The organism is Allofournierella massiliensis (genome assembly GCF_964241245.1).
Classification (GTDB): Bacteria; Bacillota; Clostridia; order Oscillospirales; family Ruminococcaceae; genus Allofournierella; species Allofournierella massiliensis.
This window is the reverse complement of record NZ_CAXSWZ010000007.1, coordinates 44206-61849: the sequence shown is the minus strand read 5'-3', so window position 1 is coordinate 61849 and position 17644 is coordinate 44206. Positions and strand designations below refer to the sequence as shown.

Genomic DNA, 17644 nt, shown 5'->3' with positions numbered 1-17644 from the left:
CCATGAAGGTACTCTGGCTTTTGAATTTTCTTCCCGCTCCCCTGGCCCGTGCGCTGGATCTGCCGGTGCAGGCCAGCGGCAGCTGGGTGACGGCGCTGTATCAGGCAATGGCGCAGCAGCCGGTGGAGATCATCCTGTGCGCCCATAATTTCGCCGTAACAAAAACCGAACGCCGTGAAATCGACGATACCGTATACTGGGCTTTTCCCACCGCGGAGGGGGCTTCTGCCCTGAAAAAGGTGCTGGACGCCGAGCAGCCGGAGCTGGTGCAGGTGTTCGGCACCGAAAACGACCACCCGGTGTGGGCGCTGGAAACCTTTGACCCCGAAAAGGTTCTGATCTACATTCAGGGCCTTGCGGGCCCCTGCGGCGAGCACATGGCGGACGGCCTGCCCGAGCGGTTTCTGCGCCGCCAGCCCCTGAAGGAGACGGTCACCGCCCGGTTCGGCGGAGCCACCGTGTATCAGCTGCGCCAGCGGCTTCTGGATCAGGGCGAGGCGGAGAAAAAGGTCTTTGCCCTTGCCCGGAACGTGCTGGGCCGCACCGAATGGGACAAGGCCTTCACCGCTTCGGTGAATCCACAGGCCCGCTATTACAAATTGAACGAGATTCTGCGTGCGCCCTTTTACTCCGGCGGCTGGCAGCGGGATCCGCTGCGCCGGCCCCGCATTTTCGTGAGCCAGGGCAACACCCCGCTGAAGGGTCTGCACCGGGTGATCGAGGCGCTGCCCGCCATCGCCGCCCGGTACCCGGACGTGCAGGTGGATGTGGCGGGCTGGCCCCCGCCCCGCAAGGGTGCGCTGCTGCAGCCGGTGATGAACTGGCTGGCGGAGTATCCCGGTTATCTGGACCAGCTTGCCCGCCGTCTGGGCGTGGCGGACCGCATCCGCTACACCGGCGTGCTGAACGCCGAAGCCATGAAAACCTGCTTTTTGCAGAGCAGCGTCTTTCTGCTGCCCAGCAGCCTGGAAAACAGCCCCAATTCGCTGGGCGAGGCCATGCTTCTGGGCATGCCCTGCGCCGCCGCGAACGTGGGCGGCGTGCCCAGCATGCTGGATGACAAGAAGGAGGGCCTGCTGTTCGACCCCGCCCGGCCCGATCAGATGGCGCAGGCAGTGCTTTCCCTGCTGGACGACCCCGCCGGGGCCGAGGCCATGGGCAAAGCCGCCCGGGCCCGGGCCATGGCAGACCACGACCCGAAGGCCATTGCCGCCGCGCAGATGGCTTTGTACAATCAGCTTTGCGGCGCGAAGGAGGCAAAACCGTGAACCAGCCCTTGGTAACGGTGCTCATCACCACCTACAATCAGGAGCGCTATATCGGCAAGGCCATCGACAGCGTGCTGGCCCAGAAAACCGATTTTCCCTTTGAAGTTTATATTTCCGAGGACTGCGGCACGGACGGCACCCGCGCCATCCTGCAGGACTACGCGGCCCGCTTCCCGGACATCATCCGGCTGAACCTGCGCGAACAGAACGCGGGCATCAGCCGCAACTGGTACGAGGGCCTGTGCGCCGCGAAGGGCCAGTACGTCTGCACCCTGGAGGGAGACGACTGGTGGCGGGATGACCACAAGTTGCAAAAGCAGGTGGATTTTCTGCGCGCTCACCCGGACTATCTGGCGGTGAGTCACACCCTGCTGCTCACCGATGACGCGGGCAACACCTACGGCACCCTGCCGGACGATCCCCGCATTCTGGGCAGGGACGCCACCATGGAGCTGTTTCTGGCCGGCGTGACCTACTCCTGCACCGCCTGCCTTGTGAAGAACATCTTCGACCCGGCGGACAGGGAACTTTATGACTATGTGACCGCCAACCGCAGCATCGCGGACTTTGCGTTGTGCATGCTGTATCTGGACAAGGGCAAGGTGTTCGTGATGAACGAGGCGCTCTCCGCCTACCGGGTGGCGGGCACCGACCAGAACCACCAGAACTACAACGGCACCCAGAGCGCACTGAAAAAATACGCCGATTTTCTGGACGTGGTAAACGCCAGCCGCCGCTACTGGAAGGGCAAGTATCCCTTTGCCAAATGCCTGTGCGCCGGCAGCTTTTACCCCTTCATCGACCGGATCAAATACGGCGAGCTGTGGCCCTTTGTGCGGCTGATGGGCCGAATGCCCCTTTCCGCAAAGGTGCTGTTCCCCTTCTATTTCGCGGGGCGCTGCCTTTCGCTGGTGATTCATAAATTCACGGGAGGGAACAAGCCATGAACCAGCCTTCCTTCAGCGTGATCGTGCCGGTCTACAAAGCCGAGGCCACTTTGGAAAAGTGCGCAAACAGCATCCTCACCCAGGCCCCCGCCGATCTGGAGCTGATTTTAGTGGACGACGGCAGCGCGGACGGCAGCGGCGCACTGTGCGACCGGCTGGCCGAGCAGGACAGCCGGGTGCGGGTGATCCACCAGAAAAACGCCGGGGCCAGCGCCGCCCGCAACGCCGGGCTGGACGCCGCTTCCGGGCGCTATCTGCAATTTGTGGACGCGGACGACTGGGTGCTTCCCGGCCTTTACGAGGCGGCCCTGCCCATTCTGGAACAGGGCGCGGACGTGCTGTTCTTCGGGGTGGAAAACGTGGGTTACATCCCGGAGCCGCCCCTGCCGGACGCAGCGTTCGAAAGCCTTGCCGCGCTGGCGGATGAGTTTGAGCGGTATCTGGTGACTACCGGCCAGTTCGCGGCCCCCTACAACAAAATCTACAAGGCCCATGTGATCGGCCCGGTTCGCTTTGACCCGGCGCTGAAGATCAACGAGGACCTTCTGTTCAACCTGCTGGCTTTGCAGCGCTGCGGGCCGGTTCGTTTTGTGCCCACCAACTACTACGCCTGCGACCACACCGGCGAGGGCTCGCTCTCCCGGTCGCTGCGGGCGGACCTGCTGGACGCGGAGCAGGCCACCCGGGCGGCGCTGCTGAAGTTCGCCGCCCATTACGGGCTGAACGAAGCCCAGGCCGCCGCGCTGGCCGCTGCCCGGCAGGGCAATGTGGCGGTGGCCCAGATGTCGGTTCTCATGAGCCGCAAGGGGCCTCTTTCCCTGCGGGGATACCGCCGGGCCTTTGCCCGGATGCTGGCTCTGCCGGATGCACGCCGGGCGCTGGCCTGCTGGCTGGCGGCGGACGAAAACCGGCTGATGGCTCTGCCCTACCGCATCTGCGTGGGGCTGCGGCTGGCCTTTCCCATGGCGCTCTGGTGCTGGCTGCGATGCAGCACCAGCCATGCGCTGTGATTTCATTTTCCCAAGGAGGCAAACATATCTATGGCGGCTGTATTAAGCTGTATCATGCCCGTTTACAACGGGGAGGAATATCTTGAAAAAAGCGTGCAGAGCGTGCTGGACCAGAGCTTTGCCTGGTTCGAGCTGATTTTGGTGAACGACGGTTCCACCGACCGCACCGCCGACCTGTGCGCCGAGTTCGCCCGCAAGGACGAACGGGTGCGGGTGCTGACCCAGACCAACAAGGGCGCGGCGGCGGCCCGGAACGCGGGCATTCAGGCGTCCGAAGGGCGCTACATCACCTTTGTGGACGCGGACGACGTGCTGCTGCCCAAGGCCTTTGAAAAGACCGTGCAGGCCATGGAGAACCGGGAGCTGGATCTGGTCAGCTTCAACTTCTCGTTCTGCAGCGACACCGGCTTCACCGAGGCGGTGTACCCCGCCTTTTCCGCCGCCTCGCTGGAGGAGTTCTGGCCCCATTTCATCGAGTATTACCGGGCCAACCAGTTCTTCTCGCTGTGCAACAAGGTCTACCGCACCCAGCTGATCAAGGGGCTGGGCCTTTCGCTGGACGAAAGCCTTCGCACCGGCGAGGACATCCAGTTCAACTTCGCCTATTTTTCCAATCTGGGAAAGATGGAGCATCTGGACGGCATTTATTACGAATACTGGAACCACGCCCAGACCCTGACCCGGGCCGCCACGCTGGACAACATGGAAACCAGCCAGCGGGTGCTGCACGGGGTGCGGCGTTTTCTGGAGCAGTGCGGCCAGAGCGAGCTGTATCCCCAGCTGGCCGCCGCTCAGCTTCCCTGGGACGCGGTGAGCTTTTTCGATCTGCTCACCGATTCCTCCAAGCCCTACACCCTGGAAGAGCGTAAGGTCGGGCTGGAAAAGCTGTTTGCGAACCCCATGTGGCACACCGCCCTGATGACCCAGCTGGAAGGCCGGCAGGGCCTTTACAACGGCTGGCTGCGCAAGGCCGCCGCGAAGAAAAACGCGGGGCGCGCCTTGCTGCCCCTGCGCCTGAAGGGCAAACGCTGATCTGATATTTTTTGATAAGGAGGCATCCCATGCCCGCCATCAGCATCATCACCACCGTATACGACGCAAAGGATTATCTGCCCCTGACCGTGCAGAGCATCCTTGCCCAGAGCTTTGCCGATTTTGAGCTGATTCTCGTGGAGGACGGCAGCCCCAACGGCTGCGGCGAACTGTGCGACGAGCTGGCCAGAACCGATCCCCGCATCCGGGTGGTGCACAAGAAAAACGGCGGCCCCGCCAGCGCGGCCAACGCCGGGCTGGACGCCGCCACCGGCGACTACATCAGCTATGTGGATTCCGACGATCTGCTGCATCCGGATTTTCTGAAAACCCTGTACAACACCGTGAAGGAAAGCGGCTGCCCGCTGGCGGCCTGCGGCGCGGTGTGCATCGACGAAAAAGGCAATTTTCTCGAGCGCGGAGTCACCCTGCCCGAGGAATTCCTGGGCCGTCACGACGCGCTGGAGCAGTTTCTGGACGTGTTCAAAAATGGCGGCATGTATTCCATGGTCACCTGGAACAAGCTGTACGACGCCCGGCTTTTTGCAAACGTGCGCCATGACGAGACCATGTTCTACGGTGACGACGCCAACATCATGGACAAAATCTACGACGGCAACGAGATCGTGCTCTCCAACGAGCCGCTTTATTACTACCGCACCCGCACCGGCAGTATGACCGCGCTGGCCTTCTCGGCCAAGCGGCTGGACGATCTGCGCCTGTACGGCGGCTGGGTGGACTTTTTTGCCGGCAAACCCGGCTATGAGGATCTGTCCGCCTGGGCGGTGGCCCGCTACTGGCAGGTGTTCTACCTGTTTTATGTGCACGCCAATCTGGCCGGGCCCATGCCCACCGAGCTGAAACAGGGCTTTGCGGCGCACAAGAAAAAGCTGAATAAGCTGCTGCCCCGTATCCTCTCGAATCCCCATGTGCCCGGGTTTGAAAAATTCCGGGCAGTGCTGTTCTGTGTGAGCCCCGCGCTGTGCTACAAGCTGGCGGCGGCCCGGGGAAAAATGGACCGCGAAAAGGAGGCCTGAGCCATGCCCGCGATCAGCGTGATCGTTCCCGTTTACAAGGTGGAGGCGTTTCTGCCCGCCTGTGTGGCGAGCATTCTGGGCCAGACCTTTGCCAACTTTGAGCTGATTCTGGTGGACGACGGCAGCCCGGACGGCTGCGGCGCACTGTGCGACGTCTATGCCGGGCAGGATGCCCGGGTGCGGGTGATCCACCGGCAGAACGGCGGGCTTTCCGCCGCGCGCAATTCCGGCATTGCCGCCGCAACGGGCGAATTTCTCGCCTTTGTGGACTCGGACGATCTGGTGGCTCCGGATTATCTGGAGCAGCTGCACACCGCCTTGCACACCACCGGGGCGGATATGGCCCTGTGCGCGGTGGAGGACGTGAACGAGGACGGCTCGCCGCTGGAGCATCCCGAGATTACCGCGCCCGCCGCGGCCGGAAGCTTTTCCGGCAAGGTGCTGCTGGCGGAATTTTTCGGCCCCAACGCCACCTGCTACACGGTGGCCTGGAACAAGCTGTACAAGCGAAGCCTGTGGGAGCAGCTGCGCTATCCGGAGGGGCTGATTCACGAGGACGACGCGGTGGCCCACCGGCTGTTTGCCGCCTGCAAGAAGGTGGCCTGCCTGACCGAGCCGCTTTATCGCTACCGGCTGCGCCAGGGCAGCATCTGCCGCAGCGGCATCAGCCCCGGCAGCTTCGACGGGGTGACCGCCCACGCCGACTGGTGCCGTTTTTTCCGGGACCAGGGCATGGACAAGTCCCTGCTGGACAAGGCGCTGGCCGCCTGCTTCCGGCGGTATCTTTCCCTGTGCGCCGGGGCGAAAACCGAGCTGAGCTGGCCCATCGCGGCCCGCTGGCACAGCGTCCAAGCAGAGCTGCGCTGCCTTTTGCCCCTTTTGAAAACCTGCGGGGAACTGACCCTGCCCGAAAAACTCAGCTGCCTGCGCTGGTGCACCCGGCCGCTGCCGCTGCCCCCGAAGAAAGAGCTGCCCCGGGCTGCTCTGCTCATGCCCCCCGCCCTGCCAGTGCCTGCTGTGAAGGGCGGCGCGGTGGAGGGCCTTGCCAGCCGTCTGGTGGAAGAAAATCAGACCCGGCGGCGAATGGAGCTTGCGGTGGTCACCGTGCTGGACGAGCAGGCCGCCGTTGCGGCCGCCCGTTTTCCCCAGACGCTGTTCTGCTTTGTGCGCCCTGCTTCGCCTGTGCGCCGGGCGCTGTACAGCCTTGCCCGCCGGGTGCGGGCGCTGGCAGGCCGCTGCGTTCACTGGAATGTTTATTACAGCCAGGCCCTGCCCTTTCTCCGGGCGCTGCATCCTGACCACCTGGTGGCAGAGGGCGGCGACCTGACCGGCTGGCAGCAGGTGAGCCGGGCGTTCGGCAAAGAGCGCATGGTCGCCCATCTTCACGGGCTGACCCACGCCTCCCCTTTGCTGGATCGCTGCTATGGCCATGTGCTGGCTTTGAGCGAATACATCCGGGGCCAGTGGCTTGCCACCAGCGCCCTCGACCCGAAAAAGGCCCTTCTGCTTTACAACTGCGTGTCGGTGGAGCGGTTCGCCGCCCCGCCCGATGCGCAGGCAGTGAAGACACTGCGCCAGCAGCTGGAGCTTTCCGCGGACGATTTCGTGGTGCTGTTCTGCGGCCGGCTGGAGGAGGACAAGGGCGTGCACAAGCTGGTGGAGGCCATGGCCCTGATTCCGGATCCGGCAGTGAAGCTGGTGGTGGTGGGCGGCTCCTTCTTTGCCGCTTCCGAAACGACCCCCTTCACCCGGCAGCTGCAAGCGCTGGCAAAGCCGCTGGCCGGGCGCATCCGCTTCACCGGCTATGTTCCGGCCGGGCAGCTGCCCACTTACTATCACCTGGCTCAGGTGACCGTGATGCCCACGCTGGTGGAGGAAGCTGCCGGGCTGGTGGCCGTGGAGGCCATGGCGGCGGGCTGCCCGCTGATCGCCACCCAAAGCGGCGGTCTGCCGGAATACGCCGCGGGCAGCAACGCCATTCTTCTGCCCCGGGATGAATCGCTTCCCACCGCCATTGCCGAATCCGTTCTGGCCCTGAAGGCCGCCCCTGGCCGTCGGGCCGAAATGGCGGCGGCGGGCCGCAGGCGGGCAACGGAATTTTCCGCCCCGCGGTATTACGACGCCTTTTTGAAGGCGTTCCAACAGATGGAGGATGAAGCCCATGGACCTGATCAGCGTGATCGTGCCGGTGTATAACGCGCTGGCCACCCTGCCTCGTTGCGCCAAAAGCATCCTGACCCAGAGCCACAGCCGACTGGAGCTGATTCTGGTGGACGACGGCTCCGCCGACGGCAGCGGCGGCCTGTGCGACGCTCTTGCGCTGGCGGATGAGCGGGTCCGGGTGATCCACCAGAAAAACGGCGGCGTTTCCACCGCCCGCAACGCGGGCCTTGCCGCTGCCGCCGGGCGCTGGGTGGTGTTCGTGGACGCGGACGACGCCCTGGCCCCCCATGCACTGGAAAGCGCGCTGGCCGCGCAGCAGGCAAACCCGGACCGGCTGGTGGTCTGGCCCTTTGCCTGCCAGCCGGAGGCTCTGCCCCAAACCGCCTGCTGCGAGGGCGAGGCTTTTGGAGTGGAAAAGACCGGCTGGATGTATCTGGACTGCTGCCTTTCCATGCCCTGGAACAAGCTGTTTGACCGCCAGCAGATCGAGGCCGCCGCCCTGCGCTTTGATCCGGAGTATTCCCTGGGCGAGGATCTTCTGTTCTGCCTTGCCTACTGCAGGGCCTTTTTCTCCTTGGGCGGCGCGGGTTTTTTCAAGCTGCGTGAGCCCCAGACCTTTTACGAAACGGCAGAAAACGAAAACAGCCTGACCCAGCGCTACCGGCCGGATTTCTGCAACTTGTGGATGCGGCTGTTCGGCCGCCTTACAGCGGACTGCGAGCAGGCATTCCACTGCCCTGCTGCGGACCTGACCGCCATCCGCCACAGCTGGGTATGCACCATTGCGGACGGCGTGCAGGACATCCTTGCCCGGGGCGAAGGCGGCAAAGCCGACCGGAAAGCCCGGGCCCGGGCCGTGCTGAGCTGGCCCGAAACCGCCGCCCTCTGCAACGCACTGAAGGCTGCGGGCCGTTTTTCGCCGCTGGCATGGGCCATGCACCGCCGCAGCCCCGCCCTTGTGGCCCGGCTGTGGAAGCTGCGGGAAAACAGGCCGGATCTTTACGGCAAGCTGGAGGCCATTGGCCAGCGGTTCAGCCGCCCGGCCCGTTTTTGATTTTTTTGCCATGGCATGGTATAATGACATGATATTTTATCGCTTTTTCTTGTCTGATTACGCATCTGATTACGCAATAGAAAGGGAAATACGCTGATGGCCAAGCCCAACGAACAGCAGTGGACCACCGTTGTGAAACCCCGCACCGGCTGGTTCGACATCAACCTGAAAGAACTCTGGCATTACCGGGACCTGGTGACCCTGTTCACCAAGCGCAACTTTGCGGTGATCTACAAGCAGACCATTCTGGGCCCGCTGTGGATTCTGCTGAATCCGCTGATCACCACCATCCTGTTTAACGTGATCTTCGGCGGCATCGCCGGGCTGCCCACCGAGGGTGCGCCCAGCTTTCTGTTCATCATGGCCGGTAATACCCTGTGGACCATGTTCGCCGCCTGCATCAACAACACCGCCAACACCTTTGTGGCAAACGCGGGCATGTTCGGCAAGGTGTATTTCCCCCGCCTGACCATTCCCCTGTCTCAGGTGCTCACCGCGGCAATCAACTTCTTCATTCAGTTTGCCATGTTCCTGGTGTTCTGGGTCATTTTCTTCTTTAATCAGGAAACCTTCGGCGCCCTGACCATGACCGGCTGGGTGGTTTATCTGCCGGTGTGCATCATTCAGGTGATGCTGCTGGGCCTGGCGGTGGGCATCATCGTTTCCAGCCTGACCACCAAATACCGTGACCTGGCCATCGCCGTGACCTTCGGCGTGCAACTGTGGATGTACGCCACCCCCGTGGTGTACTCCACCACCAGCCTGTCGAACCAGCCGGTCCTGAGCGCCATCGTAAACCTGAACCCCATGACCGCCCCAGTGCAGGCCTTCCGCATGGCTCTACTGGGCTGCGGCAGCGTGGACCCCACCGGATTGGTCTACAGCCTGATTGTGACCGTAGTCCTGCTGGCCATCGGCGTGGTGCTGTTCAGCCGCATTGAAAAGACCTTTATGGATACCGTGTAACAGGAGGATTTTTGCCATGTCCAATCACAGCGAGCCGGTACACAGCAAAGAGCCTGTCATTCAGGTATCCGGCGTAAAGAAACAGTATAAGCTGGGCCAGATCGGCGGCGGCACCCTCACCGCCGATCTGCAAAGCTGGTGGGCCCGCATCCGCGGCAAGGAGGATCCCAACCTGCCCATCGGCACCGATACCCGCCTGTTCGGCCAGACCTTCATGGCCCTGAACGGGGTGGATCTGACCGTATACAAGGGCGAGGCGCTGGGCATCATCGGCCGCAACGGCGCGGGCAAATCCACCCTGCTCAAGCTGCTCAGCCGCATCACCGCCCCCACCGAGGGCGAGATCAAAATCAAGGGCCGCATCGCCAGCATGCTGGAGGTGGGCACCGGCTTCAATCAGGAGATGACCGGCCGGGAAAACATCTACATGAACGGCGCCATTCTGGGCATGACCAAGGCCGAGGTGGATTCCAAGCTGGACCAGATCATCGAATTTTCCGAGTGCGGCGATTTCATCGACACCCCGGTGAAGCGGTATTCCAGCGGCATGTTCGTGAAGCTGGCCTTCGCGGTGGCCGCCCATCTGGACAGTGAGATCATGGTCATGGACGAGGTTCTGGCCGTGGGCGACATGAAGTTCCAGCAGAAGTGCCTGGGCAAGATGAGCGACGTGGCGGGCCAGGAGGGCCGCACCGTTCTGTATGTGAGCCACAACATGAGCACCATCCGCCAGCTGTGCACCCGCTGCGTGGTGCTGGACAAGGGCAAGGTGATCTTCGACGGCAACGTGGACGACGCCATTGCCGTTTATATGGACACCACCGACGTGAACGTGGTGGACTATGACCTGCGCGAGATCGGCCGCATGAACACCAGCGCCGGCAAGCGGCTGCGGGTGGAGCGGCTGACCTTCCTGGACAAGGAAAGCAGCGTGTTCGCCGCCGGCGAGCCTTTGCGCATCCGCATCGACTGGCAGGTCATGCAGCACTTCGACGCGGTGAACCTGAAGCTGAATTTTCATTACCGGGATTCCACGCCCATCGGCATCACCCATCCCATCACTTTGGGCGAGGCCAAGCCGGGCCAGCGCTACTCCACCGTGTTCACGGTGGACACCTCCATCTTCAGCGAGGGCCAGTATTTCTTCTATCTGGACGTGTTCGAGCGGGAGCTGGCCAACGCCGCCTGCCTGGACAAGCCCGCCCAGGAATTTGCCTTCGAGATCACCAACATGGACCGCACCCTGCCGGAGTGGTCCAGCGGCTGGGGCCACATCCACTTCCCGCCGGTGACCGTCGAATCCAGCGAGGTGCTGTAAATGAAGCGCCCCAATTTATACATCTGCCACACCGCCTATCAGGTGCTGGTGGACATGGTCCGGGCCATGGAGGACGCTGTGCCCCCGGAGCTTATTTTGAGCAGTGTCATCCCAAACACCGAAGAACTGGCCGGGCGGCTTTCCGCCACCGGCCTGTTCCGCTGTGTACGGGTTTTTGACGAACTTGCCTGCGGCAATGCCATTCAGCAGGGTTTTCTGCGCACGCTGCTGCTTCAGCGGGTGATGGGCCGCCGCAATGTGGAAAAATATTACGGCTTTTCCATCCGCCCGCAGGATTACAACGCCATTTACATTCACAACGACTGGAGCGTTCTGGGCCGGTATCTGCAGGATCTGAAAGCGCCTTACATCCTCTGTGAGGATACCATGGCCAGCACCTGCCGCCCGGAGCACCCCATCATTGACGAACAACGAAAGCTGCCCCACTTCAGGCTGCGGCAGAAATTCTGCTATGGCTATCTTTACTGGGGCGATTACAAGCGGGTCACGGCAGTGGAGACCGAGTGCGCTGCAAAAACCGGCCTGTTCCCCGAAAAGCTGCGGGAGGATTCCAAGTCGGATCGGTTCCACCGGCTGACCGTCGACCAGAAGGCCCTGATCCGTCAGGTATTCCTGACCCGGCCTCTGCCGGAAAAGGCCGAGGGCGCGGTGCTGTTTCTGCCCCGGGACTTTGTGCCGGACGGTCTTTTGGACAGCGAGACCCAGAAAAAGATGTTCGCCGCCGTGGTGAAGGCCCACTGCTCCGACGGGCCGCTCTTTCTCAAGACCCATCCCCGGGATACCTTCGATTACTCCACGCTGTTCCCGGACGCGGTCATTCTGGAGCGCACCATGCCCAGCGAGGTGCTGAACTTCGCGCTGCCCTTCCGGTTCAAAAAAGCCGTGACGGTGGAATCCACCGTATTAAAGGCGCTGGAAGTGGCGGACGAAAAGCTGGAGCTGAGCCTCAGCGAGGCGCTGGCCCTGCTCCGCTGAGCCTTTTTTGTGAAAAGAGCGCCGTGCGCTCATAATTTGTTCATACCAAGGCTTTACTATGAAATCAGGCGGCCCGCTTCATCGTTTTTATTGCGGGCCCGCAAGGAGGTTGTTCCTATGAAAATCATCGGCGTGATCCCCGCCCGGTACCAGTCCAGCCGGCTGCCCGGCAAGCCCCTGGCCGACATTCTGGGCAAACCCATGATCTGGTGGGTCTATCAGGCAGCAAAAAAATGCGAAAAGCTGGACGATCTGGTGATCGCCACCGACGATGAGCGGATCATGGAGGTCTGCCGCCAGTACGAGATGCCCGCTCTCATGACCCGTGCCGACCACGACACCCCCACCGCCCGCATCCACGAGGTGAGCTGCATGCTGGAAGCGGATCTGTATCTGCAGATCATGGGCGACGAGCCGCTGATCGACGCCCGGGCCTTTGATCTGATCCTGCCGGACAGCCTGCCCGAAGACCCCTACTATGTGGCGGGTGTGACCAACATCATGGACCACCCGGCAGATGTGATCGACTTCTCCAACCAGAAGGTGGCCTGCAATGCCCGCCGGGAGATTCTGCTGATCTCCCGCAGCCCCATCCCCTACCCCAAGGGAACGGCGGATTTTGAATACGAAAAAATCACCGGCATTCAGCTGTTCAGCAAAAAGGCGCTGGATTTCTATGCTGCCACCCCCAAGAGCACGCTGGAAAAAGCCGAGGAAAACGACCTGATGCGCTTCATCGAAAACGGCCACACGGTGCACGCGGTGGTCTCCCCTTACAAGACGGTTTCGGTGGACACCCCAAAAGACGTGGACATCGTATGTGAGATCCTGAAACAGCGCGGCAACTGAATGAATGCCGGGAAAGGAGCTGCTCTATGTACAACCTGAAACTTCTGGACTGCACCCTGCGTGACGGCGGGTACATCAACGACTGGCGCTTCGGCTACGAAAACATCCGCGACATTGTGCGCAGCCTGGTGAAGGCGGGCACCGACATCGTGGAGGTGGGCTTTCTGCGCAACGTGGACTACGACCCGGACTGCACCCGCTGGAACACGGTGGCCGAGCTGAAGAAGATTCTGCCCGCCGACCGGAAAAACGTGATGTTCAGCGGCATGGCCCTGCACAACTTCTACGACATCGACAAGCTGGAGCCCTGGGACGGCACCGGCATCGACCTGATTCGGGTGACCTTCCACGACTACGACATCGAAGAGGGCCTTGCCTTCTGCCAAAAAGCCCAGGACAAGGGCTACAAGATCAGCTGCAACCCCATCAACATCATGGGCTACTCCGACGCGGGCGTGCTCTGGCTGGTGGAGCAGGTGAACAAGATCCATCCCTACGCCTTCTCCATCGTGGATACCTTCGGCAGCATGCGCCAGCAGGATCTGGACCGGATCGTGAGCCTGGTACACAACAATCTGGCCAAGGACATCACTCTTGGCCTGCACCTGCACGAGAACATGGCCCTGAGCTCCAGCCTTGCCCAGAGCTTTGTGAACAAGCACCTGAACCGGGACGTGATCGTGGACGCAAGCCTTCTGGGCATGGGCCGCACCCCCGGCAACCTGTGCATCGAGCTGATCGCTGACTACCTGAACCTGAACTTCGGCAAGCAGTACGACATCGACTGCATGCTGGACGCCATTCAGGATCAGATCATGCCCATCCGGGAAAAGGAGCCCTGGGGCTATTCTCCGCCCTACTTCCTGTCTGCCCGGTACAATCTGCACCGCAACTACGCCGAGCATCTGCTGGGTAAGGGCGATCTGTCCAACCGGGACATCAACCACATCCTGAGCCGCATCGCCCCGGAGAAAAAGACCGCCTTCGACGCCGCCTACGCGGACGAGCTGTATGCCCAGTACAAGGGCAGCGCGCTGGACGATGCCGCCGACCGGGCAAAGCTGAAAGAGCTGCTGGCCGGCCGAAAGATTCTGGCGCTGGCCCCCGGTCAGACGCTGGACACCCACCGGCAGGCCATCGAGGCCTATATCGCCGAAAACAACCCGGTGGTCATCAGCGCCAACTTTGTGCCTGAGCATTACAAGGCGGATTTCGCCTTCTTCACCAACGGCAAGCGGTTTGAAAAGCTGGAAGGCTGCCCCTGCGCGGTGATTGCCACCAGCAACCTGCAGGGCGAAGCGGACTACCGGCTGGACTACAACAGTCTGGCCGGCGCCTTCGACAAGGGCTCCAACAGCCTGATCATGCTGCTGCATCTGCTGGCAGCGCTGGGCGTGAACGAGGTGGCCATTGCCGGCGCGGACGGCTACGGCCCCGGGGACGACAACTACTGCGACCCCCGCATGAAGAACCACACCCTGCGGGGCGCGGACTACAACCACGCCATGGCCGAGGCCATCCGGGCTCAGGCGCTGCGCGTAGAGTTCGTAACCCCCAGCTACTACGAAAAGGAGTAACATGCCCATGCAGACCAAACTGCTTGTGCTGGACGTGGACGGCACCCTCACCGACGGGGGGCTGTATCTGGATTCCACCGGCAACGAAACCAAAAAATTTACCGTGAAGGACGGCGCGGGCCTTGTGATCGCCCGCACCGCCGGCATCAAGGTGATGATCCTCACCGGCCGGGAAAGTGAACCGGTACGCCGCCGGGCCGAAGAGCTGCATCTGGACTACTGCGTGCAGAACTGCAAAAAGAAGGCGGAGTATCTTGCCGCCTTTCTGGCCGAGCAGGGCCTTGCCCGGGAAGAGGTGGCCTATGTGGGCGACGACTGGAACGACATGGCGGCCATGAAGCTGTGCGGTTTTGTGGCCTGCCCCGCCGACGCTGCCGCTGAGGTAAAGGCCATCGCCCACTACGTCTGCCCCCAGAAGGGCGGCGAGGGCGCGGTGCGCGGCGCGGTGGAGAAGCTTTTGAAGGACGCGGGCTGTTTTGAGCAGGCCGTGAACGCCGCCTTCGGCGCGGGGGTGTGAGCCCATGTACGAAACACTGAAGCAGGCGGTATGGGCCGCCAATCTGGCCCTGCCCAAAGCCAACCTCTGCCTTGCCACCTGGGGCAATGCCAGCCAGGTAGACCGGGATGCGGGCGTGTTTGCCATCAAACCCTCCGGCGTGGACTACGACAAAATGCGCCCGGAGGACATGGTGATCGTGAGCCTTGCGGACGGCAGCGTGGTGGAGGGCGAGCTGCGCCCCTCCTCCGACACCAAAACCCATCTGGAGCTGTACCGGGCCTTCCCGGCCATCGGCGGCGTGGTACACACCCACAGCCGGTGGGCCACCATCTTTGCCCAGGCCGGGCGCCAGATCCCGGCGCTGGGCACCACCCATGCCGACACCTTTTACGGCCCGGTGCCCTGCGCCCCTGCCCTGACCAGAGAGCAGGTGGAGGGCGATTATGAGACCAACACCGGTCTGGTGCTGGCCGCTGCCTGCGCGGAGCACTATGAAGCCGTTCCCGCCGGGCTGGTAAAGGGCCACGGCCCCTTCACCTGGGGCAAAAACGCGGCGGATGCGGTGGAGCATGCCATCATTCTGGAAGAGGTGGCCATGATGGCCTACCACAGCCTTGCGCTGGGTGCACAGCCGGTGGACGATTACCTGCTGGACAAGCACTACCTGCGCAAGCACGGCCCGGGGGCCTACTACGGCCAGTCGGGCAAGTAAATCACGGGCCAGGCCCGAACGGAAAGGGTTTTCCCATGGAAAAACTTCTCACGCAACTCAAAACGCACCGCCGCCTTCTGGGCGGCGCTGCGCTGCTGGCTGTGGCCTTTTTCATCTTTGCCTGTATCTGGCTCACCCAGGTGCGGGGCAACGGCGAAAAAAGCCGCAGCTGGATGATCAATGACCAGTTCAGCGAGTTTGCCCTCATCGACGATACCGTGACTCAGGATTTCGTCTGCGACCGGGACCTGCTGTACATGGGCTTTGCCTTCAAGGTGCAGAAGGCGGGCGACGAAGGCCCCGCCGGTGTGCTGGAGCTCACCCTCACCGATCTGGACACCGGCGAGGTGCTGGCCACCAGCGAAGGCGACATGAGCAATATTCTGGACACCACCGAGGCCTACTACACCACGCTGGGGCTTTCCCAGCCGGTGGAGCTGACCTCCTTTGGTGAGCGGCACTATCGGGTGACTCTGACCGCTCACTACACCGGCGAGGGCCGTCTGCTCATCGGTTACACCCCCACTGCAAACGAAGCGGGTCTGGGGCTGACCGTGAACGGCCAGCCCACCGAGGGCATGCTGGCCATTCTGGGTGTATATGCTCAGATCGGCGGTTTTCTGACCAAATTCTACTGGGTCATTGCCCTGCTGGCGCTGGTTCTCATCGGGGCCGGCTGGTGGCTGTTCACCGGGCAGAAGTGCCCGCTGCACCGGATGGTGTTCTGCTTCGTGCTGGCACTGGGCATTCTGCTCAGCATGGTGCTGCCCCCCTATTCCGCGCCGGACGAGCAGTTCCACATCAACCAGAGCTTCACGCTGGCCTCCACCATCTATGACCCGCACCTGCCCATTGCGCAGAGCCAGATCCACAGCACCATCCGGCGCCCTTCGGATCAGGACGTGATCGTGCAGGATGGCGAAACCACAGTATTCACCTGGCAGCATATTGCCAAGAATCTGCTTACCACCAGCCCCGATCCCTTCACCGCCACCCACGACTTCGATGAATATCAGGTGGACTCCAGCTACACCATGTACTGGATCAGCGCGCTTGGCGTGCTGGCGGGCTTTCTGCTTCGGCTGGGGTTCATCCCCACCCTGTTTCTGGGCAGGCTGACAAACCTTCTCTTCTTCGCATTTCTGGCCTCCTGGGCGGTGAAGCGCACCCCGGTGGCAAAGGCGGTATTCGCCACAGTGGCCCTGCTGCCCATGACGCTGCACCTTGCCGCCTCCTACAGCCGGGATTCCAACCTGCTTGCGCTCTGCCTTCTGTTCGCAGCGCTGGTGCTGGATCTGGCTTTCGGCCCGACGGAAAAAATCAGCTGGAAGCAGCTGATTCTGCCCGCACTGGCCGGGCTGCTGATCGTGCCCTCCAAAATCGTATATTTCCCGCTGGCACTGCTGGTCTTTCTGATCCCTGCCGCCCGCCTGGGCCGATTTTCCAAGGCGATCAAGGGCGGTTTCCTTGTGCTGTGCATGGTGGTGTTTCTGTCCAGCGCGGGCGGAACGCTGACGCTGGGCGGCTTTGTAAACGGCGATACCCCGGTGGCCGCAGGCGCGGCCTCCTCCAGCGCGGCTGTGCAGGAAGCGGAACCGGCCGCAAGTGTGGCCGCGGAGTCTGAATCCGCCCCCGCACCGGAAAGCACAGCCTCCTCCGGCGAAACCGCCGTGGCGGATTCCGCCCCGCAGCCTGCCTCGGAAGAGCCCGTGCAGGACGACAGCGTGTGCTATTCGCTGCCCTATATTCTCAGCCATCCGCTGGACACCGTGGAGCTGCTCATCCGCTCGGTGGTGGAGTACGGCGACCACTATGTGAAAACACTGGTGGGCGGCACCCTGAGCTACTTTGACCCGGGCGTGCAGATCGCCTGGACCTGGGTGGCCGCACTGCTGATTCTGCTGGTTCTGGCCTGGCTGCAGCCCGGCTTTGAGCTTCCGGTCTGGGCCCAGACGGTCTGCCTGCTGATCGGCCTTGCCTGCTGTGGGCTGGCGGTGCTGGGCTGCGTCTCCTGGACGCCCACCTACTACACCACCATTTACGGTCTGCAGGGGCGGTATTTCCTGCCGGTGCTCAGCCTTTTGCTGCTGGCCCGGCCCAGACGCCTGCTGCTGCAAACCGATTTCACCCGCGGCCTTGTGTACGCTGTGACGCTGGTGGACATTCTGGTCGTGTTCAATGCTTTTCTTTCCATTCTGGCCCGGTAAAGGACCAAA

The 17644-nt window shown here is 62.4% G+C and carries 15 protein-coding genes; all 15 read left to right on the top strand.

What is annotated here, in order from left to right; all coding sequences use genetic code 11:
• The first annotated feature begins 2 nt into the window (after positions 1 to 2).
• Positions 3 to 1268, top strand: coding sequence for a glycosyltransferase family 4 protein (locus ACESYO_RS05505; RefSeq protein ID WP_373209488.1), 1266 nt, complete (start codon positions 3 to 5; stop codon positions 1266 to 1268).
• On the top strand, positions 1265 to 2215 hold the full coding sequence (locus ACESYO_RS05500) for a glycosyltransferase (protein ID WP_373209487.1): 951 nt from the start codon (positions 1265 to 1267) through the stop codon (positions 2213 to 2215). The genes ACESYO_RS05505 and ACESYO_RS05500 overlap by 4 nt, the downstream gene beginning before the upstream one ends.
• A complete protein-coding gene (locus tag ACESYO_RS05495; protein ID WP_373209486.1) occupies positions 2212 to 3225 on the top strand; it encodes a glycosyltransferase family 2 protein in 1014 nt (337 codons plus the stop codon). The genes ACESYO_RS05500 and ACESYO_RS05495 overlap by 4 nt, the downstream gene beginning before the upstream one ends.
• Positions 3226 to 3255: 30 nt before the next feature.
• Positions 3256 to 4257, top strand: a complete 1002-nt coding sequence (locus tag ACESYO_RS05490; protein WP_373209485.1) for a glycosyltransferase family 2 protein — start codon at positions 3256 to 3258, stop codon at positions 4255 to 4257.
• Between the two features lie 29 nt (positions 4258 to 4286).
• Positions 4287 to 5294 (top strand): glycosyltransferase family 2 protein, encoded by a 1008-nt coding sequence (locus ACESYO_RS05485; RefSeq protein WP_373209484.1) that lies wholly within the window; start codon positions 4287 to 4289, stop codon positions 5292 to 5294.
• A 3-nt stretch (positions 5295 to 5297) separates the two neighbouring features.
• On the top strand, positions 5298 to 7490 hold the full coding sequence (locus ACESYO_RS05480; protein ID WP_373209483.1) for a glycosyltransferase: 2193 nt from the start codon (positions 5298 to 5300) through the stop codon (positions 7488 to 7490).
• Positions 7456 to 8511, top strand: coding sequence for a glycosyltransferase family 2 protein (locus tag ACESYO_RS05475; RefSeq protein WP_373209482.1), 1056 nt, complete (start codon positions 7456 to 7458; stop codon positions 8509 to 8511). The genes ACESYO_RS05480 and ACESYO_RS05475 overlap by 35 nt, the downstream gene beginning before the upstream one ends.
• 96 nt (positions 8512 to 8607) lie before the next feature.
• Complete coding sequence (locus ACESYO_RS05470; protein WP_373209481.1) at positions 8608 to 9477, top strand: ABC transporter permease; 870 nt, start codon at positions 8608 to 8610, stop codon at positions 9475 to 9477.
• A 16-nt stretch (positions 9478 to 9493) separates the two neighbouring features.
• Entirely contained in the window at positions 9494 to 10795 is a 1302-nt protein-coding gene (locus tag ACESYO_RS05465; RefSeq protein ID WP_317406751.1) for an ABC transporter ATP-binding protein, read from the top strand.
• On the top strand, positions 10796 to 11791 hold the full coding sequence (locus ACESYO_RS05460; protein ID WP_373209480.1) for a hypothetical protein: 996 nt from the start codon (positions 10796 to 10798) through the stop codon (positions 11789 to 11791).
• 117 nt (positions 11792 to 11908) lie between these two features.
• Positions 11909 to 12640, top strand: coding sequence for a 3-deoxy-manno-octulosonate cytidylyltransferase (locus ACESYO_RS05455; RefSeq protein ID WP_373209479.1), 732 nt, complete (start codon positions 11909 to 11911; stop codon positions 12638 to 12640).
• Positions 12641 to 12666: 26 nt separating this feature from the next.
• Complete coding sequence (locus ACESYO_RS05450) at positions 12667 to 14217, top strand: aldolase catalytic domain-containing protein (RefSeq protein WP_373209478.1); 1551 nt, start codon at positions 12667 to 12669, stop codon at positions 14215 to 14217.
• Positions 14218 to 14224: 7 nt separating this feature from the next.
• Positions 14225 to 14734: a KdsC family phosphatase gene (locus ACESYO_RS05445; protein WP_242868305.1), complete on the top strand. Its 510-nt coding sequence runs from the start codon at positions 14225 to 14227 to the stop codon at positions 14732 to 14734.
• 4 nt (positions 14735 to 14738) lie between these two features.
• Positions 14739 to 15428 (top strand): L-ribulose-5-phosphate 4-epimerase, encoded by a 690-nt coding sequence (locus ACESYO_RS05440; protein WP_373209477.1) that lies wholly within the window; start codon positions 14739 to 14741, stop codon positions 15426 to 15428.
• A 35-nt stretch (positions 15429 to 15463) separates the two neighbouring features.
• A complete protein-coding gene (locus ACESYO_RS05435) occupies positions 15464 to 17635 on the top strand; it encodes a DUF2142 domain-containing protein (protein WP_373209476.1) in 2172 nt (723 codons plus the stop codon).
• Positions 17636 to 17644 lie beyond the last annotated feature (9 nt).

Coding starts and splice junctions, on each gene's coding strand:
- ACESYO_RS05505 (WP_373209488.1), top strand. CDS start 3: ATGAAGGTACTCTGGCTTTTGAATTTTCTTCCCGCTCCCCTGGCCCGT.
- ACESYO_RS05495 (WP_373209486.1), top strand. CDS start 2,212: ATGAACCAGCCTTCCTTCAGCGTGATCGTGCCGGTCTACAAAGCCGAG.
- ACESYO_RS05490 (WP_373209485.1), top strand. CDS start 3,256: ATGGCGGCTGTATTAAGCTGTATCATGCCCGTTTACAACGGGGAGGAA.
- ACESYO_RS05485 (WP_373209484.1), top strand. CDS start 4,287: ATGCCCGCCATCAGCATCATCACCACCGTATACGACGCAAAGGATTAT.
- ACESYO_RS05480 (WP_373209483.1), top strand. CDS start 5,298: ATGCCCGCGATCAGCGTGATCGTTCCCGTTTACAAGGTGGAGGCGTTT.
- ACESYO_RS05475 (WP_373209482.1), top strand. CDS start 7,456: ATGGACCTGATCAGCGTGATCGTGCCGGTGTATAACGCGCTGGCCACC.
- ACESYO_RS05470 (WP_373209481.1), top strand. CDS start 8,608: ATGGCCAAGCCCAACGAACAGCAGTGGACCACCGTTGTGAAACCCCGC.
- ACESYO_RS05465 (WP_317406751.1), top strand. CDS start 9,494: ATGTCCAATCACAGCGAGCCGGTACACAGCAAAGAGCCTGTCATTCAG.
- ACESYO_RS05460 (WP_373209480.1), top strand. CDS start 10,796: ATGAAGCGCCCCAATTTATACATCTGCCACACCGCCTATCAGGTGCTG.
- ACESYO_RS05455 (WP_373209479.1), top strand. CDS start 11,909: ATGAAAATCATCGGCGTGATCCCCGCCCGGTACCAGTCCAGCCGGCTG.
- ACESYO_RS05450 (WP_373209478.1), top strand. CDS start 12,667: ATGTACAACCTGAAACTTCTGGACTGCACCCTGCGTGACGGCGGGTAC.
- ACESYO_RS05445 (WP_242868305.1), top strand. CDS start 14,225: ATGCAGACCAAACTGCTTGTGCTGGACGTGGACGGCACCCTCACCGAC.
- ACESYO_RS05440 (WP_373209477.1), top strand. CDS start 14,739: ATGTACGAAACACTGAAGCAGGCGGTATGGGCCGCCAATCTGGCCCTG.
- ACESYO_RS05435 (WP_373209476.1), top strand. CDS start 15,464: ATGGAAAAACTTCTCACGCAACTCAAAACGCACCGCCGCCTTCTGGGC.